This window comes from Nocardia higoensis (genome assembly GCF_015477835.1).
GTDB lineage: Bacteria > Actinomycetota > Actinomycetes > Mycobacteriales > Mycobacteriaceae > Nocardia > Nocardia higoensis_A.
Genome location: NZ_JADLQN010000007.1, coordinates 83,864 through 108,565, shown reverse-complemented (window position 1 = coordinate 108,565; position 24,702 = coordinate 83,864). Strand labels below are relative to the sequence as shown.

Below are 24,702 nucleotides of genomic sequence, written 5' to 3'. Positions count from 1 at the left end.
TTCGACATCGTCGCGTTCGGTATCGCGCGGCCGCACGACGCGGGGCATGCTGGCCATCGGTGCCGCCGCCGCGCTCGTACTGACCGGATGCAGCGATAAATCGACCGACAGCGGTTCCGATACGACTGGCGCCGGCACCGCGGGCCTGTCCATCCAGCCCGTGACGCAGGTGGATCTCGAGGGCAAGAAGGTTCCGGCCACCGACTCCGCCTCGGCGGCCGATCCGGCCGGTGACGGCAAGGCGACCTGCGCTCCCGGCACGGCGATCGCGATGGCCGGCGCGCTGACCGGCCCGGACGCGGCGCTGGGCATCAATATCGTCAACGGCGCGAAGCTCGCGATCACCAAGCACAACGAGGCCAATCCCGGCTGCCAGATCGAGCTGAAGCAGTTCGATACCGAGGGCGATCCGCAGAAGGCCACCCAGGTGATCCCGCAGGTCATCAACGACCGCTCGATCGTCGGCCTGGTCGGCCCGGCCTTCTCCGGCGAGACCGAGGCCACCGGCCAGATCCTCAGCGACGCGGGCCTGCCCACGCTGACCTCCTCGGCGACCAAAGCCACCCTCACCGACAACGGCTGGACCAGCTTCTTCCGCGGCCTGGCCAACGACGACGTGCAGGGCCCCTCGGTCGCCAAGTACCTGGTGAACACCGCGGGCTACGACAAGGTCTGCGTCGTGCAGGACAACACCGCCTACGGCGTCGGTCTGGGCACCAAGGTCACCGAGTCGCTGGGCGCGGCCGCCGATCCGGCGTGCGCGGCCGGTGTCAAGAAGGGTGACAAGGATTTCTCCGCCACTGTCACCAAGATCGCGGCGGCCAAGCCGGACGCGGTGTTCTTCGCCGGTTACTACGCCGAGGGCGCCCCGCTGGCCCAGCAGTTGAAGTCCGGCGGCGTGGACGCGGTCTTCGTCGGCCCCGACGGCGTGAACGACCCGCAGTTCCTCTCGCAGGCCGGTAGCGCCGCCACCGGCGCCGTGCTGACCTGCCCCTGCGGCCCCGGCCCCGAGCAGTTCGCCAAGGACTACCAGGAACTGAACGGTCAGGCGCCCGGCGTGTACTCGGTCGAGGCCTACGACCTGGCCACCATCATGGCCAAGGGCATCGACAGCGGCAAGGTGACCCGACCGGACCTGCTGGAGTTCGTCCGCGCCTACGACGCTCCGGGTCTGGCTCGCCAGTACAAGTGGAGCCCGGACGGCGAGCTGGCCAACGCGCAGATCTGGATCTACGAAGTCAAGTAGTCCGGTAGCGACACAGCACGCACGACAGGGCAGGGACGTCCCGTCGTGCGTGCTGTTTCATGGGGGCAGAAGATGAGGGCGAATCGGTCATGACAACAACGGTATCGGCGGGAGCGGTGATGCACGCCGCCGGCTCGATCGGATTCGATTATCAAGCGGTGATCGATCAATTCTGGCGACTGACGGTCGACGGAGTCACCTACGGATCCATCTACGCGCTGGTCGCGGTGGGCTACACGCTGGTGTACGGCGTGCTGCGGCTGATCAATTTCGCCCATTCCGAGATATTCATGCTGGGCATGTTCGGCCAATTGGTCGGCCTCATGATCTTCGGTTTCACGGCGGGACCGGACGCCTACAACCAGGGCGTGCTGCTGACGGTGGTCTACCTGGGGCTGGCGATGGTCGTCGGCATGGCGGTCTCCGGCGGCGCGGCCGTCGGGCTCGAACGCGCGGCGTATCGGCCGTTGCGCAGACGCGGCGCGAAACCGCTGGCCTTTCTGATCACCGCGATCGGCATGTCGTTCGTGCTCCAGGAATTCGTGCACTTCCTGCTTCCCAAAATCGATCCCGATCTCGGCGGCGCGAATGCTCAGCAGCCGATCCAGCTGGTGACCCCCACAGTGCAGTTCAGCTTCGGCGGCGCCGATGTGACCAATGTGGCGATTCTGATCGTCGCGGCCGCCGTCGCACTGGCGCTGGCCACCGAAGTGCTGATCAACAGAACCAAATTCGGCCGCGGCATCCGCGCGGTCGCCCAGGATCCGGACACCGCGACGCTGATGGGCGTCTCCCGTGAACGGGTCATCATGCTGACCTTCCTCATCGGCGGCGTGCTCGCCGGCGCGGCCGCGACGCTGTACGCGATCAAGATCCCGCCCGCGATCATCTATTCCGGCGGATTCATCCTGGGCATCAAGGCCTTCGCCGCCGCGGTGCTCGGCGGTATCGGCAACCTGCGCGGCGCGCTGCTGGGCGGTCTGCTGCTCGGTGTGGTCGAGCAGTACGGACAGATCCTGTTCGGCATCGAATGGCGTGACGTGGTGGCCTTCGTGGTGCTGGTCGCCGTGCTGATGGTTCGTCCCACCGGCATCCTCGGTGAAAGTCTCGGGAAGGCCAGGGTATGACCACCTCGACTGTTACTCCGCCCGCGTCGACTCCGCCCACCTCGGCCGGCTCGGCGCCGCCGCGCGCGGGCATCGGCGACGCCATCCGCACCTGGTGGGACGGCTTGTCCCGTCCCGCGCAGTGGGGCGTCGGCGTGCCCGCGATCGTCGCGCTCGCGCTGTTGCCGCTGTTCCCGCCCTCGTTCCTGGACACCCCGTCCTACAACTTCGGTCTGGTCATGGCCGAGTTCGCGATGTTCGCGCTCATCGCCATCGGCCTCAATGTCGTTGTCGGCCAAGCCGGTCTGCTCGACCTCGGCTATGTCGGCTTCTACGCCGTCGGCGCCTACACCGTCGGACTGCTCACCAGCCCCAACAGTCCGTGGAACCAGACCGACGGCGGCTGGCTCGACCCGCAGTGGGCGTGGCTGGCCTGTCTGCCCATCGCGGTGCTGGTCACGGCGGTCTCGGGTCTGATCCTCGGATCGCCGACCCTGCGTCTGCGCGGTGACTATCTGGCGATCGTCACCCTCGGTTTCGGCGAGATCGTCCGTCTGCTCGCCGACAACCTGCACGAGCTGACCAACGGCAGCCTCGGCCTGTCCGGGGTCGCCTACCCGCGTGTCGGCGAGTCCGAGGAGAAGCCCAACGGTGTGTTCTCCGCGGGCAACACCGGCGACCCGGACAGCGCGAATCTGCTCGACCGCGCCAGTTACGGCACGTACTGGTTCTGGTTCGGCCTGGTGATGGTGATCATCGTGCTGCTGATCGTCGGCAATCTCGAGCGCAGCCGGGTCGGCCGCGCCTGGGTGGCCATCCGCGAGGACGAGGACGCCGCCGAGGTCATGGGCGTGCCCGCGTTCAAGTTCAAGCTGTGGGCGTTCACCATCGGTGCCGCCATCGGTGGTCTGTCCGGCGCGATCTATGCCGGTCAGGTGCAGTTCATCAATCCGACCGGCTTCAACATCATCAACTCGATGCTGTTCCTGTGCGCGGTGGTGATCGGCGGCCAGGGCAACAAGCTGGGCGTGATCTTCGGCGCCTTCATCATCGCCTACCTGCCTAAACGGCTCAGCTCGGTCACGCTGGTCGACAGCGAGTCCAGCGGTTATCTGTGGCTGACTGTGACGGTGCTGATCTTCGTCGGTCTGCTGGTGTTCTGGAAGTTCCGGGGCAAGGAGTTGATGGGCTGGCTGCGCACCGCCGTGATCGCGGGCATGGTCTTCACCGGCGTGATGGCCGCGTTGCTGCTGGGCAGTGTGCTGCTGTTCCGGCAGGGCGGCGCGCAATCGCTCGGCGACCTCAAGTATCTGTACTTCGGTATCGCGTTGGTGGTGATGATGATTCTGCGGCCGCAGGGTCTGTTCCCGGTGCGGCAGAAACTGCTCACCTACGGCAGACAGGTGTATCAGGCCGTGCGCAGACCGACGGTCGGCGAGCCGATCGGAGCGGACAAGTGACCGGGCCGGGCGCGGGTGACGCGCTGTTCGACAACGAGGACATGGCCGCCGGTTACACCGCCGAGCCGGAGGCCAGGAGCGCCGGCGAGGTCGACGTGACCGCGGTGTTGCCGGTGCTGGCCGACGAGGAGGCGGTCGCCGAGGTCGTCGCTCCGCATCGGGCGTTCGAGACCGCGGTCGGCGAGCCGCTGCTGCGCACCGACGGCCTCACCGTCCGCTTCGGCGGCCTGACGGCGCTCGACGATGTCAGCTTCGAGATCCGCCGCGGCGAGATCCTCGGGCTGATCGGGCCCAACGGCGCGGGCAAGACCACCTGCTTCAATGCCATCACCGGCGTCTACACCCCGTCGGCGGGACAGGTGTTCTTCGACGGCCGACCGTTGAAGAAGACCAAACGCAACGCCATCACCCGCCTCGGCATCGCCCGCACGTTCCAGAATGTGCGGCTGTTCGGGGAGATGACCGCGCTGGAGAACGTGGTGGTCGGCACCGACGCCAGGCACAAGACCTCGGTGCCCGGCGCGATCTTCCGCACGCCGCGGCATCGCCGGGAGGAGCGCGACGCCATCGAACGCGGCATGGCGCTGCTCGAGTTCGTCGGCATCGCCGAGCGCGCGGTGGAGAAGGCGCGCAATCTCTCCTACGGCGATCAGCGTCGCCTGGAGATCGCCCGCGCGCTGGCCACCGAGCCGAAGCTGTTGTGCCTGGACGAACCGGCGGCGGGGTTCAATCCCAGCGAGAAGTCGGCGCTGATGGATCTGATCCGCAAGATCCGCGACGACGGGTTCACCGTGCTGCTCATCGAGCACGACATGCGGCTGGTCATGGGCGTGACCGACCGGATCGTGGTGCTCGAGTTCGGCCGCAAGATCGCCGACGGACTGCCCTCGCAGATCCGCGAGGATCCGGCGGTGATCGCGGCCTATCTCGGTGTCCCGGACGAGGAGATCGCGTCGGGCAAGACCGCTGCGGCGCCGTCACCGCCCGCGCAGCCGTCGAGCGCGCCGTCGCCCGCCGACTATCCGACGCAGAAACTGCCGGTCCAGAAACCAGGCGCAGGCCCGGTGGTCGAGGTCTCCGAGCCTGTCCGCGAGAAGCCGAACCTCGGCAAACCCGCACCCGCGGCGAGCAAGGCCGGCAAGCCATCGGACGGGCCCCCGCTGCTCGAGGTGGAGGACATGGTGGTCAACTACGGCCGCATCCAGGCCCTGCACGGAGTGTCGCTGCGGGTGGCCGAAGGTGAGCTGGTGACCCTGCTCGGCGCCAACGGCGCGGGCAAGACCACGACGATGCGCGCCCTGTCCGGCCTGCTGCCGCTCACCCGCGGCCGCATCACCTTCGAGGGCCGCGACATCACGACGATGAAGGCGCACGACCGCGTCATCGAGGGCCTCATCCAGGCACCCGAGGGCCGCGGGGTGTTCCCCGGCATGACGGTCCAAGAAAATCTCGACATGGGTTGTTACGGAAGGACTTTCAAGCAGAAGTCCGAGTACGACCAGACCCTCGCGTGGGTATTCGAGCTCTTCCCCCGCCTGCTCGAGCGCCGCAAACAGGTCGGCGGCACCCTCTCCGGCGGCGAACAGCAGATGGTGGCCATCGGCCGCGCCCTGATGGCCCGGCCTCGCCTGCTCCTGCTCGACGAACCGTCGATGGGGCTGGCACCCATGGTGATTAAGCAGATCTTCCGCATCATCACCGAGATCAACGAGCAGGGCACCACGGTGCTGCTGGTGGAGCAGAACGCCCAGCAGGCTCTCGCCCGCAGCGACCGGGCCTACATCCTGGAGACCGGTGGGGTGACCAAGACGGGCCGGGGCTCGGAACTGCTGACCGACCCCGCGGTCGAATCGGCGTATCTCGGCGTGGGCTGAGCGGGACACCGCCGCCCCGAGGTACCTGCCTCGGGGCGACGGCGTCCGTCGCGAGCGGGTCTCGTGCCCTGTGCCGACGTTGTCGGTGCGGCTCAATACACTCTGACGGGTGACTCCAGCGACCACCACTCAGCGTCCGGGTTCCAGCGCCGCCCCCGCCGGGGGTGACCGGCCGACACTGCTGTTGCTGGACGGCCATTCCATCGCTTATCGGGCGTTCTTCGCGCTACCCGCGGAGAACTTCAAGACGGTGACGGGGCAGACCACGAACGCGGTGTACGGGTTCACCGCGATGCTGATCAATCTGCTGCGCGACGAGAAGCCCACGCATATCGCGGCGGCGTTCGACGTGTCGCGCAAGACTTTCCGCACCGAGGCCTACCCGGAGTACAAGGCCAACCGTAGCCAGACGCCGGACGAGTTCCGGGGGCAGGTGGAGCTGACGAAGGACGTGCTGGCCGCGCTGGGTATCCCGGTCATGGCGATCGAGGGGTACGAGGCCGACGACCTGATCGCGACCATCACCACACAGGCGCGAGCGCAGGGATTCCGCGTCCTGATCGTCACCGGGGACAGGGACTCGCTGCAACTGGTCGACGACGACGTGACGGTGCTGTATCCCCGCAAGGGCGTCTCCGATCTGACCCGATTCACCCCGGAAGAGGTGATGGCCAAGTACGGGCTGACCCCCGCGCAGTATCCCGACTACGCGGCGCTGCGGGGCGACCCGAGCGACAACCTGCCCGGCATCCCGGGTGTGGGGGAGAAGACCGCCGCGAAATGGATCCGCGAGTACGGCGATCTGGCCACGCTGGTGGAAAAGGTCGACACGGTGAAAGGCAAGGTCGGTGACGCGCTGCGGGCCAATCTGAGCAGCGTGGTGCTGAACCGGCAGCTGACCGAGATGCTCAAGGACGTGTCGCTGCCCTACACCCCGGACCAGCTGGCGCAGGGGCCGTGGGATCGGGAGAAGATCCACCGGCTGTTCGACGACCTCGAGTTCCGGGTACTGCGCGACCGGCTGTTCGAGACGCTGGCGCCGCCGCAACCCGAAGCCGAGTCCGGGTTCGAGATCAGCGGTGGCGCGCTCGCCGTCGGCGCGGTCGCGGACTGGCTGGCAGAGCACGCGACATCCGGTGTGCGCCATGGCGTCTCGGTCGTCGGCAAGGGCACCCCCGCGCACGGCGACGTGACGGCGCTCGCCATCGCCTGCGGCGACGGGGAGAGCGGCTACATCGATGTCGCGATCCTGACCCCGGAGGACGAGGCGGCGCTCGGCGCCTGGCTGGCCGACCCACAGGTGCCGAAGGCACTGCACGAGGCGAAGGCGGCGATGCACGCGCTGCGCGGGCGGGGCTGGCACCTCGGCGGGCTCACCAGCGACACCGCGCTGGCCGCCTACCTGGTGCGACCGGGCCAGCGCAGCTTCAACCTCGACGACCTCTCGCTGCGCTATCTGCACCGCGAACTGCGCGCCGAGACCGACGACAGCGCCCAGCTCTCGCTGCTCGACGACGAGGACACCCTCGATGCCGAGATCGCGCGCGCGCAGATGCTGCGCGCTCGCGCGGTGCTCGACCTGGCCGAGGCGCTGGACGCCGAGCTGGAGAAGATCGAGTCCACGGCGCTGCTCACCGATATGGAGCTGCCGCTGCTGTCGGTGCTGGCCGAACTCGAGCACGCGGGCATCGCGGTCGACTGTGATCAGCTCGAGGCACTGCAACGGCAGTTCGCCGACAAGGTGGCTCGAGCCGCCGAAGCCGCCTACGGGGTGATCGGCAAGCAGATCAACCTCGGCTCGCCCAAACAGTTGCAGGTGGTGCTCTTCGACGAACTCGACATGCCGAAGACCAAGCGCACCAAGACCGGCTACACCACCGATGCCGACGCACTGGAATCACTGTTCGAGAAGACCCAGCATCCCTTCCTCGAACACCTGCTCGCGCACCGCGACGCCACCCGGTTGAAGGTGACCGTGGACGGCTTGCTGAAGTCGGTCGCCGACGACGGCCGCATCCACACCACCTTCAACCAGACCATCGCGGCCACCGGCCGGTTGTCCTCCACCGAGCCGAACCTGCAGAACATCCCGATCCGCACCGACACCGGCCGGATGATCCGCGACACCTTCGTCGTCGGGCCCGGCTACACCGAGCTGATGTCGGCCGACTACAGCCAGATCGAGATGCGGATCATGGCCCACCTGTCCGGCGACGAAGGGCTCATCGAGGCGTTCAACTCCGGCGAGGATCTGCACAGCTTCGTGGCCTCCAAGGCGTTCGACATCCCGATCTCGGAGGTGACCCCGGAGCTGCGCAGGCGCATCAAGGCCATGTCCTACGGGCTGGCCTACGGGCTGAGCTCCTACGGCCTGTCGGCCCAGCTGAAGATCAGCACCGCCGAGGCCAAGGAACAGATGGACATCTACTTCTCCCGGTTCGGGCGCATCCGCGACTACCTGCACGAGGTCGTCGAGCAGGCCCGCAAGGTGGGGTATACCGAGACCCTGTTCGGCCGTCGTCGCTACCTGCCCGATCTGGATTCCGGGAATCGGCAGCGTCGCGAATCGGCCGAACGGATGGCGCTCAACGCCCCGATCCAGGGCACCGCCGCCGACATCATCAAGGTCGCGATGATCGACGTGCACCAGGCGATCCCGGCCGCGGGCCTGCGGTCGCGCATGCTGCTGCAGATCCACGACGAACTCGTCTTCGAGGTCGCCGACGGCGAGCGAGAGGCGCTCGAAGCGCTGGCCCGCGACCGGATGGCGTCGGCGATCTCGCTGTCGGTGCCCCTGGACGTCTCGGTCGGCACCGGTCGCAGCTGGGATTCCGCCGCGCACTGATCGGGCATGAGCTGAGTCACGCGCTGTCACACGGGTCGCGCAGCCGGTGTCCTGTGTCCGAACCCTGCGATGGAGGAGGACACATGAATCGCAGCCGCCCGCACCAGCCGGTCGCCGGTCGTGGATTCGGCGGGAGCTGCTGTCGGATCGGGTCCGGCTGGTGGTCTTCGTGTTCGGTGTCATCCGTGACGGCGGCGCGGCGCCGTCTTTCGAGCCGGTCGTGGTCGACGGCGGCCCGGCATTCGTGATCAGCGTGAACGGCGAAGTGGACGGCGTGCTGTCGATCCACGTGGCCGACGGCCGGATCACCGGTCTGTACTACGTCCGGAACCCGGAGAAGCTGACGCACATCGTTTCGGCGACCACCCTGTCACTGCGCTGACGGCGGCGACCGGCTTCATCGTGGGGCGATCTCCGGGGGATGCCGGTCGAACCACGGCGCGGCCGACTCCAGCTGGGCGGCCAAGCGCAGCAACAGCGCTTCGCTCCCGGTCGCGCCGGTGAAATGCGCGCCCATCGGCAGGCGCTCGGGGGTCTTCCCGAGCGGGACGCTCATGGCAGGCCTGCCGGTGACATTGGCGAGCTGGGTGAACGGGGCCGCGGAGAGGTTGGCGGTCACGGTGTTGCGGTACATGCCGGTGCGCGCGACGATATGGCCCGCACCCGCCCGCAGCAGGTGCGGCAGGATCGCGGCGGCCGCCCGAGGCAGATCGTCACGGCCGATGAGCAGGGGCGGTTCGGCGAGTGTGGGGCTGAGCAGCAGGTCGTAGCGGGTGTGGAACTCGGCCAGGGCGCGGGTGTACGCGTTCCAGCGGTCACCGGCGGCAACCAGGGCGGGACCGGACAGGCTGCGGCCCACGGCGGCCATGGCCTGGGTGTCGACATCGAAATCGGTGGGTGAGGCCCCGGTGCGGGCGCAGGTCTGGGCGATCGAAGCGGCCAGGTGCGCGGTCCAGACGGTCATGAAATCGTGCGCCAGTGCCAGCCCGTCGATGTCGGGTTCGGCCGGCTCCACCTTGTGTCCCAGAGACTCCAGCAGGCGGGCTGTCTCGGTGACGACGGCGGTCGCGTGCTCGTGTACGGGGGTGCCGAGGGGGGAGCGGTCGGTGAAGCCGATACGCAGCGGTCCGGGCGGCAGCGCGATCGCGTCGAGGTAGGGCTGGAGCGGGCGAGCCACGGTGTAGGGCGCGCCGGGGTCGGGCGGGGACAGGAGATCGAGCATGGCGGCGGTGTCGCGGACACTGCGCGAGACCACACCCTGCACGCCCGCACCGAGGATGGAGTCACCGGCCAGCGGCCCGTTGGGGACGAGGCCGCGGCCGGGTTTCAAGCCGAACAGTCCCGTACACGCGGCGGGAATGCGAATGGAGCCGCCGCCGTCGTTGGCGCCCGCGACCGGTACGACTCCGGCGGCCACAGCCGCGGCCGACCCGCCGGAGGAGCCGCCCGGAGTGCGCGTGAGATCCCAAGGGTTGCGGGTGATTCCGAAGGTGCGCGAGACGGTGACGGCCTTGCAGCCGAATTCGGGGGTGGTGGTCTTGCCGAAGATCACCAGACCTGCATCGAGCCAGCGCCGGACGACGATGCTGTGCTCCGCGGCGGGGACCGCGCGCAGCGGACCGGTGCCCGCCGAGGTGGGATGCCCGGCGTAGTCCTGCATCAGGTCCTTGACGAGGAACGGGACACCGGCGAACGGTCCGTCGAGGGCGCCGGCGGCACGCTCGCGGGCAGGGCGCTCCAGCAGGGTGGTGAGGACATCGAGAGCGGGATCGACCTCGGTGCAGCGGGCCAGCGCGAGTTCGAGGAGTTCGATCGGGCGCACCTCACCGGCGGCGACGAGCGCGGCCAGACCGATCGCGTCGTACGCGCGGTATTCGTCGAATCGCATGTGTCATTCCTCTCACACCTCGCGCCCGGACGGGCTCGCGCCACGCCGAGTTCGGCGCCATGGCCGTGAGCTGCGGTGATGATACTCACCGGTAGCGACATCAGGGGCTCGATAAGGTTGCGGTCCGGCATTCGGGTGCCTATTGTCGAGACCGTGCCGAATCCCGCCCATCGCTTTCGCGCAGCGCAACACAGCAGCGCAGCGCTAGGTGTCGCCGACCGCGACGCCGTGTCGCCGATGGCTCTTGCCGGGCTCACCATGAACGCGCAGACCGCCGCCACCCCGGCATACGCGCTACCCGTCGTAGTAACCCGCCGTAGCGGGGTCTGATTTCGGACCGGCCCCCTCGCTGCGGGCTGTTACCTCTGTTGATGCTGGTCCCCTCCACCGACTTCTTCGGGAAGACCTTCTTCAATGACCATGTCCTTTGCCACCATGCCCACGACCATCGACCCCCAGGCGCTGGCCTCCGCCGCCCCGCGCGGCCTGCGCGCCGAGAGCGCCGGAATGACTCCGGCCGAGTTCCACGATCGCTACTGCCGCGAGACCGGCCCGATCCGGCTCAGTGACTGGGCCGCGACCGGTGACCGGGCCGCCGCCTATACCGCGACGCTCGAGTTCGCCGACAGGCTGCGCACCGTGGCCACCACCGGCAGCCCGGTCGCCGCACTGACCTCGGCCCTCTACGAAGAGGGCTATCCGGTCGAGATCCTGCAGTTCCACCAGCGCCGCACCGGTGAGGGCACCGCGACCTTCATCCGCTGCGAGTTCAACGGCAAGCGCGGCTGGGGCGCCGCCATGGCCGATGACAGCGCCGAATCCTCGGTCCGTGCCATTCTTTCCGGCGTCAACCGGCTCGGTTCCTGACCGGTTTCGCACGGAAGAGTTCCGCGGAAGAACAACGGCTCGCCCAACCAAGTATGGGCGAGCCGTTCGCGCTGTGCCGGGACTACTCCCCGGCGGACTGCTGCTCGGCGAGCTGCTTGCGCACCTCGTCCATGTCCAGCGCCTTCACCTGTGTGACCAGGTCCTCGAGCGCGGCGGGCGGCAGCGCCCCGGGCTGTGCGAACACGAGCACGCCCTCGCGGAAGGCCATGATGGTCGGGATCGAGCGGATATTGGCGGCGGCGGCCAAGCCCTGCTCGGCCTCGGTGTCCACCTTGCCGTGCACGACGTCGGGATGCTTGGTCGAAGAAGCTTCGTAGGTGGGCGCGAAGCTGCGGCACGGTCCGCACCATTCGGCCCAGAAATCGACCAGCACCACGTCGTTGCCGGTGACTACTTCGTCGAAATTCTGCTGGGTGAGCGTCTGGGTCGCCATGACGTCCTCTCGTGTCGTGTGTCGCCTGCTGTAACGCCGGGGACGCCGTCCATCTTCCCCCGTGGCATGCCGGCCCGGCGTGGCGTCGTTCGCCGTTCCGCTCGGAGTACCCGAGGCTCGGGTGGGAAAACGCCTCGTCGGGCGGGTCGCGCGAGCGGCGTGAGGAGGCGGCGCCATGATAGGCCGGTGAGCGAAGCGAAGAACGCCGGTCCTTCCCGATCAGGCCGAGCCGCCGCACCGACGATCCCGAGACGGCTCGGCCTGATCGAAGGCGACGGCATCGGTCCCGAGGTCGTCCGGTCCGCCCGCGCGGTGGTCGACGAAGCGGTGTCGGCGGTCGGTGGCGCGCCGATCGAATGGGTGCCCGCCGTCATCGGCCATCGGGCGATCGCGGAGTTCGGCCACCCGCTGCCGGAGCGGACGATCGAGGTGCTCGCGGGGCTGGACGCCTGGGTGCTCGGCCCGCACGACAATGTCTCCTACCCCGCTGAGTTCCGGGCCTCGACGCCGCCGGGTGGTGCGATCCGCAAGCGCTTCGACCTCTACGCCAATATCCGCCCGGCGCGTGCCTTCCCCGGCGTGCGGGCCGCGGCCCTCGGGATCGACCTGGTGGTGGTGCGGGAGAACAGCGAAGGTTTCTACGCCGATCGGAACATGTTCGCCGGATCGGGCGAGTTCCAGCCCACCGCCGACATGGCCATGTCGATCGCGGTCATCACCCGCGCGGCCAGCGAGCGGATCGCGCACCAGGCGATGCGGCTGGCCGCGAGCCGCCGCAAGAAGGTGACCATCGTGCACAAGGCGAACGTGCTGCCGCGCACCATGGGGCTGTTCCGCGATGTCTGCTACGAGGTGGCGAGGGCATATCCCGATGTGCGAGTCGACGACGAGCACGTCGACGCTGCCGCCGCCCACCTGGTGCGCGCCCCGGGCGACTACGACGTGGTGGTCACCGAGAACCTCTTCGGCGACATCCTCTCCGACCTCGCCGGCCAGCTCAGCGGATCGCTGGGCACCGCGCCGTCGCTGAACTGCTCGGCGACCCGCGCGATGGCCCAGGCGGTGCACGGCGCGGCCCCCGACATCGCCGGGCACAATCGCGCCGACCCCGTGGCGATGCAGCTGTCCGCGGCGATGTTGTTGCGGTGGTTGGGAACTCGCGACGGCGATGCGACGCTCACCCACGCCGCCGAACGCATCGACGCGGCGGTGGCGGCCACCTTCGCGGCGGGCATCGCCACAGCCGACCTCGGCGGCACGGCCTCGACCGCGGCGTTCACCGAGCAGGTGTGTGCGCGGACGCATCGCCGCTGAAGGGGCCGCACGCGCCCCTCTCATCGGCCGGAAATCGGTGAACGCATCGCCGCCCGAGGCCGTCCTCCCGGCGCGCATCCTGTGGTGCAGGGTGGGCCGCCGCGAGTCCGCCGCGGTGTCACCGCCAATTCGTCACCAGCGGTCGCGGAGCTCGTCCGGACGACGGTGATGCTTGCCGACCGGACGCTCGGCGCCGAACGCGAGCTGCTCCTCGGAGCGGACCGGGTCCCCCTCGCGCGGTGCGGCGTCGCCGCGCCCCCGAGACATCGGATCGACGGAGCCGGAGCGCATCAGCTGACCGCCGTGGTCCCAGGCCGACTGCCCCGGATCGATGCCGTAATGGGAGAACAATTCGGCCTCGGCGTCGCGGCTGATACGACCGTCGGAGTCCAGGTTCGGGGCGGACTTGACTTGGGCCTTGCTCACCTGCACCCGCACGGCATCCTTGTCACCCTGGCGCCGGGCACCCACCAGAGGTACCAGCGAATCGCTGGAGAACAATCCGGTGGACACCGCGACCCAGGTGGGGGAACCGCTGTCGTTGTCGAGGTAGATCTGCTTCACTCTGCCGATCTTGTCGCCGTCGGCGTCGAGAACCGTGCTGTCGAGCAAGGAATCGAGCAGTGACCGAGCCATGTTCGCTCCTCGGTGGTCGTGGGGTTTCCCGGGGCCCCTGCGAGAAGGCATCGGGGCATGAGCTGCTGATCAGCTACATTCAGGCAACTACCCGAGGGGTCCCTTCGGCAAACACCACAGGCCACGTTCACGCCGTAGCGGCGGATTCCTGCCGGGCGATGCGTTCATCGTGTCGGGTGGGGGAGGACGTCCGATCACCGCTGCGCAGCAGACGAGGGCCACCGCTCCGCGGCAGCCCTCGTCATCATCGCTCCGCGGCGCCTCTCGTCATCATCGCTCCGCGGCGCCTCTCGTCGTCACCGCTCCGCGGCGACGTACCTGCGCAGGCGCACTGAGGCGACCGGCTCCGTGCGCGTCGAGGCGTGGCGATCGGGCTGTGTCGCGGGTCCGTGGGTGAGGGGCTCCTCGGATCCGGGGTGGATGCGATGGCGTCCGTAGGTGTCCCAGCCGCTGCGGCGCGGGTCGATGCCGTAGTGCGCGAACAGTTCTGCTTCGGCCCTGCGGCTGACTCCGCCGTCGCGATCGCGATGCGGGGCCGTGCGCACGCGTTCCTTGCTCACCTGGACTCGGAGCGATTCGCGGTCGTACCGATGCTGGGCACCGGAGAGCGGCACCAGCGAATTGCCTTCGACCATGTCGGTGGCGACCGCCACCCATGTCGGCGAACCGCTGTCGTCGTCGATGTAGATCTCTTCGACGGCGCCGACCGTTTCGCCGTTGGCGTCGAGAACCGTGCTGCCGATCACGGAGTCGAGCAATGACTGAGCCATGATCACTCCTCGGTTGTCGGATGGATCTCGGTTGGCCGTGCGGGGTGTACCCGCACCTACCCGTGCCCGGTGCGCCGCAAACACCGGCCCGCTGCCCGGGGTGCGCCGGGCGGATCGGGCAGGCTTCCCGGCCGGGCTCAGGCCGTGAGAGCGGTGAGGTCGTCGAGCAGGATCATGACCTCGCCCGCCTGTTTGGTCACCACATCGAGCCGGATCCGCAGGGCGCGCAGTTCCGTGGCGGCGATCGGTGTGGCGAATCGGTGGTGCAGCCGGATCCACTCGCCCGCGGCGGAGGTCGAACCGAGCGGCACCGCGCCCTCGGCCAGATCCGCCCACACGCGAACGTCGGCGTGTGGCGAACGGATCCACAGCCGCAGTTCGCTGGTCGCGGCGGGCAGGCTCCGCGAGTGCTCCGCCCGCGGTGCGAGTTCGACCTCGAAACCTTCGGTGGCCGAGCGGATCAGCAGGACGACCGCGCGATGGTCGGCCCCGCGCTCGCCGTCGGCGTAGACGCCGGGGCGCTTGGCGGGCGCGCCCTCGACAAAGGTGGTCAGATGCGTCTGCGTCGCGCCTGAGCCCACGATCGCCCAGTCGTCCCTGTGCTCGAAATCGTCGAGGAGTACCTCGGTCGAGGTATCCGGCATCGCCTGCATTCCCTTCTCCGCGGGCCCGGCACGTGCTCCGGGTTCCAGGGCTCACCCTACAAGCCGCCGCGACCCGAAACCTGTGGCGGCGGTAAGGAATCAGGCTAGCGGCAGGCGTGCTCGCGGATCCGGTGCGCGTGCGCGTGGATGACGGTGGGCACCGCCTGCAGCGAGACCGCCGCCGCGTAGTCGATGAGGAAATCGCCGTCGGGATCGCAGACGGTCAGGCTGTAGCCGACCAGCGGTTCGTCGAGCACCGACAGCGCCCGCGCCCAGTGGTCGATGCGGACCCGCACCGCCAATTCGTCCAGCGCCGCCGCCACCTGCGCGCCGGTACCGGTGTGCCGGGCTGCCCACCACGGCCGCGAACCGGCCGGCCAGGTGATCTCCACCAGGCAGTCCAGGTCGCGAATCTCCGACACATCGGTCACGCGGGTCATTGTTCCCCCGGTGAGGGACACGCCGGGAACTCCCAGCCGTGAGTTCGGCGTGTCCGGCTTCGCGGGGAGTTAGCCGGCGGTGCTCTCCTGTTCCTCGAGCGCGCGGCGCAGCAGCTTGCCGGTGGCGTTGCGGGGCAGTTCGTCGAGGAAGACGACATCGCGGGGCACCTTGTGACGGGCCAGGTTCGCCTTGACGTAGTCCTTGATCTCCTGTGGATCGCGGGCGGCGTCCGCGGTGGTGACGACGAAGGCGCGCAGGCGCTTGCCGAAATCGCGATCGGGCACGCCGACCACCGCGGCCTCGAGCACGTCGGGCCGCTCCACCAGCAAGTTCTCCACCTCCAACGGGAAGACGTTCTCGCCGCCGGAGATGATCATGTCGTCGTCGCGGCCGTCGATGAACAGCCTGCCCGCGGCGTCGAAATGCCCGACGTCACCACTGGAGAGCAGGCCGTCGACGGTCTCTTTGGTGCGGCCGTCGGTGTAACCGCTGAAACTCAGGCCACTGGAGACGAAGATCGTGCCGACCACGCCCGGTTCGGTGACCTTCCTGCGCTGTTCGTCGTAGATCGCCACCCGGCAACCGACCGGCGGGCGGCCCACCGTGCCCGGCGCTTCGCGCATGTCGCGTGGGGTGGCGACGGCGGCGACGGCGACCTCGGTGGAGGCGTAGAGGTTGTACAGGACCTCGCCGAAGGCCGCTTCGGTGCGCGCGCTCAGATCCGGTGACATCGCGGAGCCGGCCGCGAAGATCACCCGCAACGACGAGGTGTCGTAGCGGGAGAGGACCTCCGGGCCGAGATCGACGATGCGCTGCAGCATGGTCGGCACCAGAACCAGGGTGGCGGCGCGATGCTCGGCGATCGCCGCGACGGTGGCTTCCGGGTCGAACTTGCGCTGACGCAGCACCACCTTGTTGCCCAGGCCCCAGCCCAATCCGAGCTGGGACAGCCCGGTGCCGTGGAAGACCGGCGCGGCCATGACGATGGTGTCCTCTTTCGGCAGTGGGATGCGATCGAGGAACTGGGCCGAGGTCAGCGGTGAGACCTTGTCGCGCGGCGCGCCCTTCGGCGTTCCGGTGGTGCCGCTGGTCAGGATCACGATCCCGCCGGGCTCGGCGGGCGGCGCGGGCGGCGGGCCGTCGGAATGGGCTGCGACGAGCGCGTCGATCGTCGGCGTGGTGTCGCCGGGAATCGGTTCGTCGACCCAGGTCAGGAAGCGCTTGGTGGTCGCGGGCACCGCTTCGACGACCGCCGCGAACTCGCTGTCGTACAGGATCGCCTGGACCTTCTCGCGAATCGACACGTCGGCCAGTTGCGGCTTGGCGAAGCCGGTGTTCATCAGCACCAGACGCGCGCCGAGCTTGCCCGCCGCCAGCATGGTCAGGATCATGCCGCGGTGATCGCGGCACAGCGAGGCGAGCACCGTGTCGGCGCCCAGCCCGGCCGCGGCCAGGCCGTGAGCCAGGGCGTCGGACTGCCGGTCGAGTTCGGCGAACGTGAGGGTGCCGCGCTCGTCGACGAGCGCGGGGGAATCGCGGTGGGCGCGCACCCCGTGTCGCATCACCGTCGTGAAAGGACCGTAGATCTTCGAGTCGCGCACGGTGCGCAGCGTTTCCGCGGGTCGCAACGGGTCGATCATCCCGCGCTTGCTCAGCACCCTCACCGCGGCGACCCCATCGGCTGCCGTTCGCACGATCTCCCGTGGCGAAACCATCTTTCCCAACTGCACTCTCCACTCGACTCGACCGCGTTCCCGCGCCCCGCACCAGTGGGGCCGAGCCTAGCCGAGGGGGAGAATCCTCATTCACTTATTGGTGAGATCACTTCGGGCGGGCGGGCGTGCCGAGCCGCCCGCGCGGTGCCCGCGGCCCTGACACGTGATGCCCGAAATTCTGTTTCCTTTGGATTACTGTCCAGCGCGAAGGCGTCGTCTCGCTTACATTGCGACCGTGCGGTGAACGCGCGGTTTCACCCATGGAGAGTGGAGGCTGCTGTGTCTGTTGTGCGAGCGTTGTGCGTGGTGTTCGGCGGCGCGCTGATCCTGAGCGGGTGCACGACCAACACCGAGGGCTCCGGTGACGAGGTCGCCGAAGTCGAGGTCTCCGAGGTCTCCGAAATCGCCGCGACGTTGCCCGATGACATCGCGCAGGCGGGCAAGCTGGTGGTCGGGGTCAACGTGCCCTATCAGCCCAACGAGTACAAGGACGCCTCGGGCAACATCGTCGGATTCGACGTGGACCTGATGAACGCCGTGACCGCGGTGCTCGGTATCGAGGCCGAATACGTGGAATCGGCGTTCGAGAAGATCATCCCGGCGATTCAGGCCGGCACCTACGACGTCGGCATGTCGTCGATCACCGACTCCGCGGAGCGTGAGAAGCAGGTCGACTTCACCACTTACTTCAACGCGGGCATCCAGTGGGCGCAGCAGACCGGTAAGCCGATCGACCCGGACAATGCCTGCGGCCTGCGGGTCGCCGTGCAGGCCACCACCGTCGAGCACACCGACGAGGTACCCGCCAAGAGCGACAAGTGCGTGGCCGAGGGCAAGGCGCCCATCGACATCAAGGCCTTCGACGAGCAGAGCGCGGCCACCAACGCCCTGGTCCAAGGTCAGGTCGACGCCATGTCGGCGGATTCGCCGGTCACCGCGTACGCGGTCAAGCAGAGCGGCGGCAAGATCGAACTCGCCGGCCCGGTCTTCGACTCCGCCCCGTACGGCTGGGCCGTCGAGAAGGGCTCGCCCCTGGCGGCCGCCCTGCAGGCCGCGGTCAATCACCTGATCGAGAACGGCCAGTACAAGCAGATCACCGAGAACTGGGGTGTGCAGGAAGGCGCCATCACCGAGTCGGTGATCAACGGGGCCGTGAGCTGATCGATGACAGACAGCGACGACGAGGCGGCCGCACCGACGGATCCGCTGCGCGAGGACCTGCCGGCGCGACCCTCCGGTGACCCGATGCTGGAGCCCGAGCCGATCCGGGCGGTGCCCCTGCGCAGGCCGGGGCGGTGGATCGCGGCGGCGGTGATTCTGGTCCTGGCCGGACTGTTCGTCTACGGCGCGGCCACCAACGATGCCTACCAGTGGGGCACCTACGGCCGCTACCTGTTCGACACCCGCATCCTGTCCGGCGCGGTGGTCACCCTCGAACTGACCGTGCTGGCCATGCTGATCGCGATCGTGCTCGGCACCGTGCTGGCCGTCATGCGCTTGTCGCCGAATCCGGTGCTGCGCGCGACTTCGTGGGTCTATCTGTGGATCTTCCGCGGCACCCCGGTATTCGTGCAGTTGGTGTTCTGGGGCCTGTTCCCCTCGCTCTACAAGCAGATCGTTCTCGGGGTGCCGTTCGGGCCGAGCTTCTTCGAACTGGACGTGCAGAATCTGCAGGCCGCGTTCACCTTCGCGGTGATCGGTCTCGGGCTCAACGAGGCGGCCTACATGGCCGAGATCGTGCGCGCGGGCATCAACTCGGTCGGGGAGGGGCAGCGGGAGGCCTCGATCGCGCTGGGCATGTCCTGGTCGCAGACCATGCGCCGCACGGTCCTGCCGCAGTCGATGCGGGTCGTCATCCCACCCACCGGCAACGAACTCATCGGCATGCTCAAGACCACCTCGCTGGTCACGGCCATCCCGCTGAGCACCGACCTGTACGGCCGCGCCCGTGACATCTACGGCGTGAACTTCCAGCCCATCCCGTTGTTGCTGGTCACCGCCACCTGGTACCTGGCTATCACCAGCGTGCTCATGGTCGGGCAGTACTACCTGGAACGGCATTACTCGCGGGGCGTGTCACGGCAGTTGACCGCCAGGCAATTGCGGGCACTGGCCGACGCGCAGAAACCGGATGTGGCGAAATGACAGTGACGGCGGGTGGGCCGGTCCCGATGATCCGCGCCGAGCGGGTGTGCAAGAGCTTCGGCGCGCTGCGGGTGCTCGCGGGTGTCTCGCTCGAGGTGGCGCGCGGGGAGGTGATGTGCCTGATCGGCCCGTCCGGCTCGGGCAAATCGACCTTCCTGCGCTGTATCAACCATCTCGAGCAGGTCGACGCGGGACGGCTCTATGTCGACGGCGAACTGGTCGGTTACCGGCAGAAGGGCGACAAACTCTACGAACTGCATCCGCGTGAGGCGGCCAGGCAGCGCCGCGACATCGGCATGGTGTTTCAGCACTTCAATCTGTTCCCGCACCGCACCGCGCTGGAGAACATCATCGAGGCGCCGACCCAGGTCAAGAAGGTGCCCAAGGCCGAGGCCGTCGAGCGCGGGCGCGAACTGCTCAGGAGGGTCGGCATGGCCGACAAGGCCGACGCCTACCCCGCGCAGCTGTCCGGCGGCCAGCAGCAGCGCGTCGCCATCGCCCGCGCGCTGGCGATGGATCCCAAGCTCATGCTCTTCGACGAGCCGACCTCGGCGCTGGATCCGGAACTGGTCGGCGAGGTGCTCACCGTGATGCGAGAACTCGCCGACAGCGGGATGACGATGGTGGTGGTGACCCACGAGATGGGCTTCGCCAGGGAGGTCGCGGATCAGCTGGTGTTCATGGACGGCGGCGTGGTCGTCGAATCCGGCCCGCCCCGTGAGGTGCTGGCCGAGCCGAAGCAGGAGCGTACGAAGACCTTCCTGTCCCGCCTGCTCTGAATATCCTCCACACCCACAGGAGCCCCGGATACGTCCGGGGCTCCTGTATGCCCGGGACCCGCATGCTATCTTTGTGATATCACTTCGATATTCCGGGAGGTTGTCATGGAGTTTCGGCCCGCGTCGCGCGTCAACGGATTCCTCGTACTGCTGGCGTTGCTGGTGCTGTTGCTCGTCTTCGGTGGTGCGGCCGCGCTCGGCTTCGTCGCCGCGGCCGGCGGTGACAACGTGCCCGCGCTGATCGCCGCCATCGCGGCCTGCGTGGGGGTTGTCGTCCTGCTCCTGTCGGCCACCGGGCTGACCGTGGTCAACCCCAACGAGGCGAAGGTGGTGCAGTTCTTCGGCCGGTACATCGGGTCGGTGAGCGAGCCCGGCTTCTACTCGGTGATCCCGCTGACCGACCGCAAGTCCATCTCTCTGCGGGTACGCAACTTCGAGACCCAGAAACTCAAGGTCAACGACGCCGACGGCAACCCGGTCGAGATCGGCGCGGTGGTCGTCTACAAGGTGGTCGACAGTTTCAAGGCGGCCTTCTCGGTCGACGACTACGAGGAGTACGTGGAGACCCAGTCCGAGGCCGCGGTCCGGCACCTGGCCACCACGCACCCCTACGACGCGCACGACGTCGGGCGCACCAGCCTGCGCGACGGCACCGAGATCGCCGAGGAGCTGACCGTCGAGCTGCGCGAACGCACCGCGATGGCGGGCATCGAGGTGATCGAGGCGCGCATCACCCACCTGGCGTACGCGCCGGAGATCGCCCAAGCCATGCTGGTCCGTCAGCAGGCGGCGCAGGTGGTCGCCGCCCGCACACACATCGTGGAGGGAGCGGTCGGGATGGTCAGCATGGCACTGGATCGGCTCACCGCGCAGGGGGTGGTCGAACTCGACGAGGAGCGCCGCGCGGCGATGGTGTCGAACCTGCTGGTCGTGCTCTGCGGCGACCGCGCGACACAGCCGGTGGTCAACGCCGGATCGCTGTACTAGCGGCGCGCCCATGGCCGAACGGAAGAAGGTGCTGCTGCGGCTCGACCCGGCCGTCCACGAGGCGATCGCCCGGTGGGCGGCCGACGACCTGCGCAGCATCAACGCGCAGATCGAGTACGCGTTACGGCTGGCCCTGGAGCAGGCCGGGCGCAAGCCGAAGCCCGGCGCTCGACCCGATGGCGAACTCGGCTGACGGGCACGCGGCATGCGCGTCCGTGCCCGGCTACGCGACCTGAGCGGAAGTACGGACGACCCCGGCCTGTGCGTGCCGGGGCCGTCCGGCTCTCACGCCGGTTTGTGCGTGACGAAAATGGCGGTACCGGGGAAGATCTCGCCGCGCAGCGGGCTCCACTGCCCCCACTCCCGCTCCAGCCACTCCGGCCAGTCCGGCTCGACCAGGTCGTCGATCAGCAACCCGGCGGCGACGATCTCGCGCACCCGGTCGCCGATCGTGCGGTGATGCTCGACGTAGGTCGGCTCGCCGTCGGCGTCGACCTCCACGTACGGGGTGCGGTCGAAATACGGGATGGTCGCGCGCAACCCGTCGGGGCCGGGATCGTCGGGGAAGACCCAGCGCATCGGATGGTTCACCGAGAACACCCAGCGACCGCCCGGCCGCAACACCCGAGCGACCTCGCGCATCACCGCCGCCGAATCGGCCACGAACGGTACCGCGCCGAAAGCCGAGCAGGCGGCGTCGAAGGACTCGTCGGCGAAGGGCAGCGACTCGGCGCCCGCTTGCACCAGCGGCGTCCGGGGTTGGTGGGGAGCGGACTGCGCCATCGCCGCCAGCCCGCGCCGCAGCATTCCCATCGACAGATCCAGGCCGACGGCGTAGGCGCCCTGTCCGGTGAGCCAACGCGCGCACGGGGCGGATCCGCAGCCGATCTCGAGGACGCGTTTGCCCGCCAGGTCCTCGCCGAGCAGGTGTACATCTCCCTCGTGCAGGCCCTCCGGGCACCAGACGAATTCGCCGCCGGGTGCGTCGACGCCGAGGAACTCCGCGTGCGTGCGGTGATAGTCGTCGGCATCGGCGTCCCACCAGCGGCGGCTGGCGCGCTGGCTGTCGGCCGAACTCAGCCGCGTTCTGGCGATACCCGTGGTACCCAGCGTTGCGTTCGCTTTCGCATGGCGATCATCCGACACCCGAGCACTGTATCGGTGCGTTCGAGAGGGGCTCGCGACTGCGTCCGGAACGACATCTCGGCATGTCGACGCGGGGTTCATCTCCGGTTCGGTCGTGTCGCCGGAGTGGCGTACGGACCGGTTTGCCCCGGTCGACCAAGGTCGCGTACGCTGAACGCGCGAGTGTGCAGTGGGTCCTTGCGTGCTTGGGGGTTTCGGGTATCGGATCGCGATATCGGAAGACTCGAGCGTACTGGGAAACGAGGCACCCCGTGCTGGGTTTCACGCATCGAGCGGTGCGGTACGGTTCACGTACCCGTCATCGCAGCGCCGCGATGATCACGCAGCGTACCGAAAGTTCCAATGTCCGCAACCGACCACAATCCGTCCGGAGCAAACCGACATATGCCCACCACCGTCACCTCGCCGCAGGTAGCCGTCAACGACATCGGCTCCGCCGAGGATTTCCTCGCCGCCATCGACGCCACGATCAAGTACTTCAACGACGGCGACATCGTCGAAGGAACCATCGTCAAGGTCGACCGCGACGAGGTCCTGCTCGACATCGGTTACAAGACCGAAGGCGTCATCCCCTCCCGCGAGCTGTCCATCAAGCACGATGTCGACCCCAACGAGGTCGTTTCCGTGGGCGATGAGGTCGAGGCTCTTGTTCTCACCAAGGAGGACAAGGAAGGCCGCCTGATCCTGTCGAAGAAGCGGGCGCAGTACGAGCGTGCGTGGGGCACCATCGAGGAGCTCAAGGAGAAGGACGAGGCCGTCAAGGGCACCGTCATCGAGGTCGTCAAGGGCGGCCTGATCCTCGACATCGGTCTGCGCGGCTTCCTTCCCGCCTCGCTGGTCGAGATGCGTCGTGTCCGCGACCTCCAGCCGTACGTCGGCAAGGAGATCGAGGCCAAGATCATCGAGCTCGACAAGAACCGCAACAACGTGGTCCTGTCGCGTCGCGCCTGGCTCGAGCAGACCCAGTCCGAGGTCCGTAGCGAGTTCCTGCACCAGCTGCAGAAGGGCCAGGTCCGCAAGGGTGTGGTCTCCTCGATCGTCAACTTCGGCGCCTTCGTCGATCTGGGCGGCGTGGACGGCTTGGTGCACGTCTCCGAGCTGTCCTGGAAGCACATCGACCACCCGTCCGAGGTCGTCGAGGTCGGCAACGAGGTCACCGTCGAGGTCCTCGACGTCGATCTGGATCGCGAGCGCGTCTCCCTGTCGCTCAAGGCGACCCAGGAAGATCCGTGGCGTCAGTTCGCTCGCACCCACGCCATCGGCCAGATCGTGCCGGGCAAGGTCACCAAGCTGGTTCCGTTCGGTGCCTTCGTCCGCGTCGAAGAGGGCATCGAGGGCCTGGTGCACATCTCCGAGCTGGCCGAGCGCCACGTCGAGGTGCCGGACCAGGTCGTGGCCGTCGGCGACGACGCGATGGTCAAGGTTATCGACATCGACCTGGAGCGTCGCCGGATCTCGCTGAGCCTGAAGCAGGCCAACGAGGACTACAGCGCCGAGTTCGACCCGTCGAAGTACGGCATGGCCGACAGCTACGACGAGCAGGGCAACTACATCTTCCCCGAAGGCTTCGACCCCGACACCAACGAGTGGCTCGAGGGTTACGAGAAGCAGCGGGACGAGTGGGAGTCGCGCTACGCCGAGGCCGAGCGTCGTCACAAGATGCACACGGCTCAGATGGAGAAGATGGCGGCCGACGCCGAGGCCGAAGCGGCCAACGGCGGCAGCGGCAACTACTCCTCCGAGAGCGGTGCGCAGTCGGCCGCGAGCCAGGCCGAGCCGGCCGGTGGTTCGCTGGCCAGCGACGCGCAGCTCGCCGCGCTGCGGGAGAAGCTGTCCGGCAACGCCTGAGGCACGCCGACACGAGCATGACGGAAAGGCCCCGGTCCGATTCGGACCGGGGCCTTTCCCGTTGCTCGGGCTGTGGCACCCAGAGCTGCGGAGACGACAATGGCCCAGCCGTGCGGCCGGGCCATCGAGAACAGGTGGGATCAGCTCGCGGTGGCGGGCACCCAACGAGTGGTCGCGGGCGCCGGAGTCCTCCGGCGGCGGGCGGCCAGACTGTGCCGGGCAGGCTGCCGCAGCGAGGTCGGCCACGGCCGGCGATGCTCGGCGAAGGCGGCCGCGACAGCGGGGATCGTGAGGCAGTGCACCCCGCCTGCCATGCCGAGGCGGTGGCGACCCGCTCGGCGGATTCTCATGCGCAATGGAGTTCCTTCGCTCGGTGTTCGGATCGGGGTCGTGCGGATGGATTCGCCACGGCGAAGATTAGTCGAACGAGCCCGCTTCCAACGTATTTTGCGAAGGTAATTACGTCGCGTGTCGTAAGTTTGCCGCCGATGTCCGGCCTCGGGCGGAATTATGTTGCGAGCTGGTCTCGGTAATATC

Annotated in this window: 23 protein-coding genes and 1 pseudogene; 15 read left to right on the top strand and 9 right to left on the bottom strand. The window is 68.3% G+C overall.

What is annotated here, in order from left to right; genetic code table 11:
• The first annotated feature begins 46 nt into the window (after positions 1-46).
• The 7 genes and pseudogenes from IU449_RS25720 (at position 47) to IU449_RS25695 (ending at position 8,913) form a co-directional block, all read left to right on the top strand.
• Positions 47-1,246, top strand: coding sequence for a branched-chain amino acid ABC transporter substrate-binding protein (locus IU449_RS25720; RefSeq protein ID WP_195004738.1), 1,200 nt, complete (start codon positions 47-49; stop codon positions 1,244-1,246).
• 89 nt (positions 1,247-1,335) lie between these two features.
• A complete protein-coding gene (locus tag IU449_RS25715) occupies positions 1,336-2,373 on the top strand; it encodes a branched-chain amino acid ABC transporter permease (RefSeq protein ID WP_228805721.1) in 1,038 nt (345 codons plus the stop codon).
• Entirely contained in the window at positions 2,370-3,812 is a 1,443-nt protein-coding gene (locus IU449_RS25710; protein WP_195004737.1) for a branched-chain amino acid ABC transporter permease, read from the top strand. The genes IU449_RS25715 and IU449_RS25710 overlap by 4 nt, the downstream gene beginning before the upstream one ends.
• A gap of 41 nt (positions 3,813-3,853) precedes the next feature.
• Positions 3,854-4,765: pseudogene (locus IU449_RS29295) on the top strand (ABC transporter ATP-binding protein); the annotation flags it as partial.
• 225 nt (positions 4,766-4,990) lie between these two features.
• Positions 4,991-5,686 carry an ABC transporter ATP-binding protein gene (locus IU449_RS29290; protein ID WP_228805746.1) on the top strand — a complete coding sequence of 232 codons (696 nt, stop codon included), beginning with the start codon at positions 4,991-4,993 and terminating at the stop codon, positions 5,684-5,686.
• 109 nt (positions 5,687-5,795) lie between these two features.
• Positions 5,796-8,531 (top strand): DNA polymerase I, encoded by a 2,736-nt coding sequence (polA, locus tag IU449_RS25700; protein ID WP_195004735.1) that lies wholly within the window; start codon positions 5,796-5,798, stop codon positions 8,529-8,531.
• 160 nt (positions 8,532-8,691) lie between these two features.
• A complete protein-coding gene (locus IU449_RS25695) occupies positions 8,692-8,913 on the top strand; it encodes a hypothetical protein (protein WP_195004734.1) in 222 nt (73 codons plus the stop codon).
• A gap of 15 nt (positions 8,914-8,928) precedes the next feature.
• Here IU449_RS25695 and IU449_RS25690 read toward each other — a convergent pair whose 3' ends face one another.
• A complete protein-coding gene (locus IU449_RS25690) occupies positions 8,929-10,419 on the bottom strand; it encodes an amidase (RefSeq protein WP_195004733.1) in 1,491 nt (496 codons plus the stop codon).
• A 414-nt stretch (positions 10,420-10,833) separates the two neighbouring features.
• On the opposite strand from IU449_RS25690, the gene IU449_RS25685 reads away from it, so the two are divergent.
• Positions 10,834-11,286 (top strand): alpha-isopropylmalate synthase regulatory domain-containing protein, encoded by a 453-nt coding sequence (locus IU449_RS25685; RefSeq protein WP_228805720.1) that lies wholly within the window; start codon positions 10,834-10,836, stop codon positions 11,284-11,286.
• An 82-nt stretch (positions 11,287-11,368) separates the two neighbouring features.
• Here the strand turns inward: IU449_RS25685 and trxA are convergent, their stop codons facing one another.
• Positions 11,369-11,740, bottom strand: coding sequence for a thioredoxin (gene trxA / locus IU449_RS25680; RefSeq protein WP_195004732.1), 372 nt, complete (start codon positions 11,738-11,740; stop codon positions 11,369-11,371).
• Between the two features lie 243 nt (positions 11,741-11,983).
• On the opposite strand from trxA, the gene IU449_RS25675 reads away from it, so the two are divergent.
• Positions 11,984-13,054 carry an isocitrate/isopropylmalate dehydrogenase family protein gene (locus IU449_RS25675; RefSeq protein WP_195004755.1) on the top strand — a complete coding sequence of 357 codons (1,071 nt, stop codon included), beginning with the start codon at positions 11,984-11,986 and terminating at the stop codon, positions 13,052-13,054.
• Between the two features lie 132 nt (positions 13,055-13,186).
• Here IU449_RS25675 and IU449_RS25670 read toward each other — a convergent pair whose 3' ends face one another.
• The 5 genes from IU449_RS25670 to IU449_RS25650 form a co-directional block, all read right to left on the bottom strand.
• Positions 13,187-13,690, bottom strand: a complete 504-nt coding sequence (locus IU449_RS25670) for a PRC-barrel domain-containing protein (protein WP_195004731.1) — start codon at positions 13,688-13,690, stop codon at positions 13,187-13,189.
• A gap of 296 nt (positions 13,691-13,986) precedes the next feature.
• A complete protein-coding gene (locus IU449_RS25665) occupies positions 13,987-14,460 on the bottom strand; it encodes a PRC-barrel domain-containing protein (RefSeq protein ID WP_228805719.1) in 474 nt (157 codons plus the stop codon).
• Between the two features lie 137 nt (positions 14,461-14,597).
• Positions 14,598-15,104 (bottom strand): hypothetical protein, encoded by a 507-nt coding sequence (locus IU449_RS25660; RefSeq protein ID WP_195004729.1) that lies wholly within the window; start codon positions 15,102-15,104, stop codon positions 14,598-14,600.
• 104 nt (positions 15,105-15,208) lie between these two features.
• Positions 15,209-15,535 carry a hypothetical protein gene (locus IU449_RS25655; RefSeq protein ID WP_195004728.1) on the bottom strand — a complete coding sequence of 109 codons (327 nt, stop codon included), beginning with the start codon at positions 15,533-15,535 and terminating at the stop codon, positions 15,209-15,211.
• Positions 15,536-15,613: 78 nt separating this feature from the next.
• Positions 15,614-17,260 (bottom strand): acyl-CoA synthetase, encoded by a 1,647-nt coding sequence (locus IU449_RS25650; protein ID WP_195004727.1) that lies wholly within the window; start codon positions 17,258-17,260, stop codon positions 15,614-15,616.
• 288 nt (positions 17,261-17,548) lie between these two features.
• On the opposite strand from IU449_RS25650, the gene IU449_RS25645 reads away from it, so the two are divergent.
• From IU449_RS25645 to IU449_RS25625, 5 genes are all read left to right on the top strand, one after another.
• Entirely contained in the window at positions 17,549-18,421 is an 873-nt protein-coding gene (locus IU449_RS25645; protein WP_416382239.1) for an ABC transporter substrate-binding protein, read from the top strand.
• Positions 18,422-18,505: 84 nt separating this feature from the next.
• Positions 18,506-19,405: an amino acid ABC transporter permease gene (locus IU449_RS25640; protein WP_195004753.1), complete on the top strand. Its 900-nt coding sequence runs from the start codon at positions 18,506-18,508 to the stop codon at positions 19,403-19,405.
• A gap of 26 nt (positions 19,406-19,431) precedes the next feature.
• Positions 19,432-20,184, top strand: a complete 753-nt coding sequence (locus IU449_RS25635) for an amino acid ABC transporter ATP-binding protein (RefSeq protein ID WP_195004752.1) — start codon at positions 19,432-19,434, stop codon at positions 20,182-20,184.
• A 105-nt stretch (positions 20,185-20,289) separates the two neighbouring features.
• Positions 20,290-21,171 carry an SPFH domain-containing protein gene (locus tag IU449_RS25630; protein ID WP_195004726.1) on the top strand — a complete coding sequence of 294 codons (882 nt, stop codon included), beginning with the start codon at positions 20,290-20,292 and terminating at the stop codon, positions 21,169-21,171.
• A 10-nt stretch (positions 21,172-21,181) separates the two neighbouring features.
• Entirely contained in the window at positions 21,182-21,364 is a 183-nt protein-coding gene (locus tag IU449_RS25625) for a toxin-antitoxin system HicB family antitoxin (RefSeq protein WP_195004725.1), read from the top strand.
• A gap of 92 nt (positions 21,365-21,456) precedes the next feature.
• Here IU449_RS25625 and IU449_RS25620 read toward each other — a convergent pair whose 3' ends face one another.
• Positions 21,457-22,317 (bottom strand): class I SAM-dependent methyltransferase, encoded by an 861-nt coding sequence (locus IU449_RS25620; protein WP_324188437.1) that lies wholly within the window; start codon positions 22,315-22,317, stop codon positions 21,457-21,459.
• A gap of 384 nt (positions 22,318-22,701) precedes the next feature.
• On the opposite strand from IU449_RS25620, the gene rpsA reads away from it, so the two are divergent.
• Positions 22,702-24,165: a 30S ribosomal protein S1 gene (rpsA, locus tag IU449_RS25615; RefSeq protein WP_195004723.1), complete on the top strand. Its 1,464-nt coding sequence runs from the start codon at positions 22,702-22,704 to the stop codon at positions 24,163-24,165.
• A 140-nt stretch (positions 24,166-24,305) separates the two neighbouring features.
• On the opposite strand, the gene IU449_RS25610 is transcribed toward rpsA, so the two are convergent.
• Positions 24,306-24,515 carry a hypothetical protein gene (locus IU449_RS25610; RefSeq protein ID WP_195004722.1) on the bottom strand — a complete coding sequence of 70 codons (210 nt, stop codon included), beginning with the start codon at positions 24,513-24,515 and terminating at the stop codon, positions 24,306-24,308.
• Positions 24,516-24,702 lie beyond the last annotated feature (187 nt).

What these genes read in the sequence shown, in the direction of transcription:
- IU449_RS25665 (WP_228805719.1), bottom strand. Translation starts at nt 14,460, where the DNA reads ATGGCTCAGTCATTGCTCGACTCCGTGATCGGCAGCACGGTTCTCGAC.
- IU449_RS25720 (WP_195004738.1), top strand. Translation starts at nt 47, where the DNA reads ATGCTGGCCATCGGTGCCGCCGCCGCGCTCGTACTGACCGGATGCAGC.
- IU449_RS25670 (WP_195004731.1), bottom strand. Translation starts at nt 13,690, where the DNA reads ATGGCTCGGTCACTGCTCGATTCCTTGCTCGACAGCACGGTTCTCGAC.
- IU449_RS25635 (WP_195004752.1), top strand. Translation starts at nt 19,432, where the DNA reads ATGATCCGCGCCGAGCGGGTGTGCAAGAGCTTCGGCGCGCTGCGGGTG.
- IU449_RS25660 (WP_195004729.1), bottom strand. Translation starts at nt 15,104, where the DNA reads ATGCCGGATACCTCGACCGAGGTACTCCTCGACGATTTCGAGCACAGG.
- IU449_RS25690 (WP_195004733.1), bottom strand. Translation starts at nt 10,419, where the DNA reads ATGCGATTCGACGAATACCGCGCGTACGACGCGATCGGTCTGGCCGCG.
- IU449_RS25710 (WP_195004737.1), top strand. Translation starts at nt 2,370, where the DNA reads ATGACCACCTCGACTGTTACTCCGCCCGCGTCGACTCCGCCCACCTCG.
- IU449_RS29290 (WP_228805746.1), top strand. Translation starts at nt 4,991, where the DNA reads ATGGTGGTCAACTACGGCCGCATCCAGGCCCTGCACGGAGTGTCGCTG.
- IU449_RS25630 (WP_195004726.1), top strand. Translation starts at nt 20,290, where the DNA reads ATGGAGTTTCGGCCCGCGTCGCGCGTCAACGGATTCCTCGTACTGCTG.
- rpsA (WP_195004723.1), top strand. Translation starts at nt 22,702, where the DNA reads ATGCCCACCACCGTCACCTCGCCGCAGGTAGCCGTCAACGACATCGGC.
- trxA (WP_195004732.1), bottom strand. Translation starts at nt 11,740, where the DNA reads ATGGCGACCCAGACGCTCACCCAGCAGAATTTCGACGAAGTAGTCACC.
- IU449_RS25625 (WP_195004725.1), top strand. Translation starts at nt 21,182, where the DNA reads ATGGCCGAACGGAAGAAGGTGCTGCTGCGGCTCGACCCGGCCGTCCAC.
- IU449_RS25650 (WP_195004727.1), bottom strand. Translation starts at nt 17,260, where the DNA reads ATGGTTTCGCCACGGGAGATCGTGCGAACGGCAGCCGATGGGGTCGCC.
- IU449_RS25685 (WP_228805720.1), top strand. Translation starts at nt 10,834, where the DNA reads ATGACCATGTCCTTTGCCACCATGCCCACGACCATCGACCCCCAGGCG.
- IU449_RS25640 (WP_195004753.1), top strand. Translation starts at nt 18,506, where the DNA reads ATGCTGGAGCCCGAGCCGATCCGGGCGGTGCCCCTGCGCAGGCCGGGG.
- IU449_RS25715 (WP_228805721.1), top strand. Translation starts at nt 1,336, where the DNA reads ATGACAACAACGGTATCGGCGGGAGCGGTGATGCACGCCGCCGGCTCG.
- IU449_RS25610 (WP_195004722.1), bottom strand. Translation starts at nt 24,515, where the DNA reads ATGAGAATCCGCCGAGCGGGTCGCCACCGCCTCGGCATGGCAGGCGGG.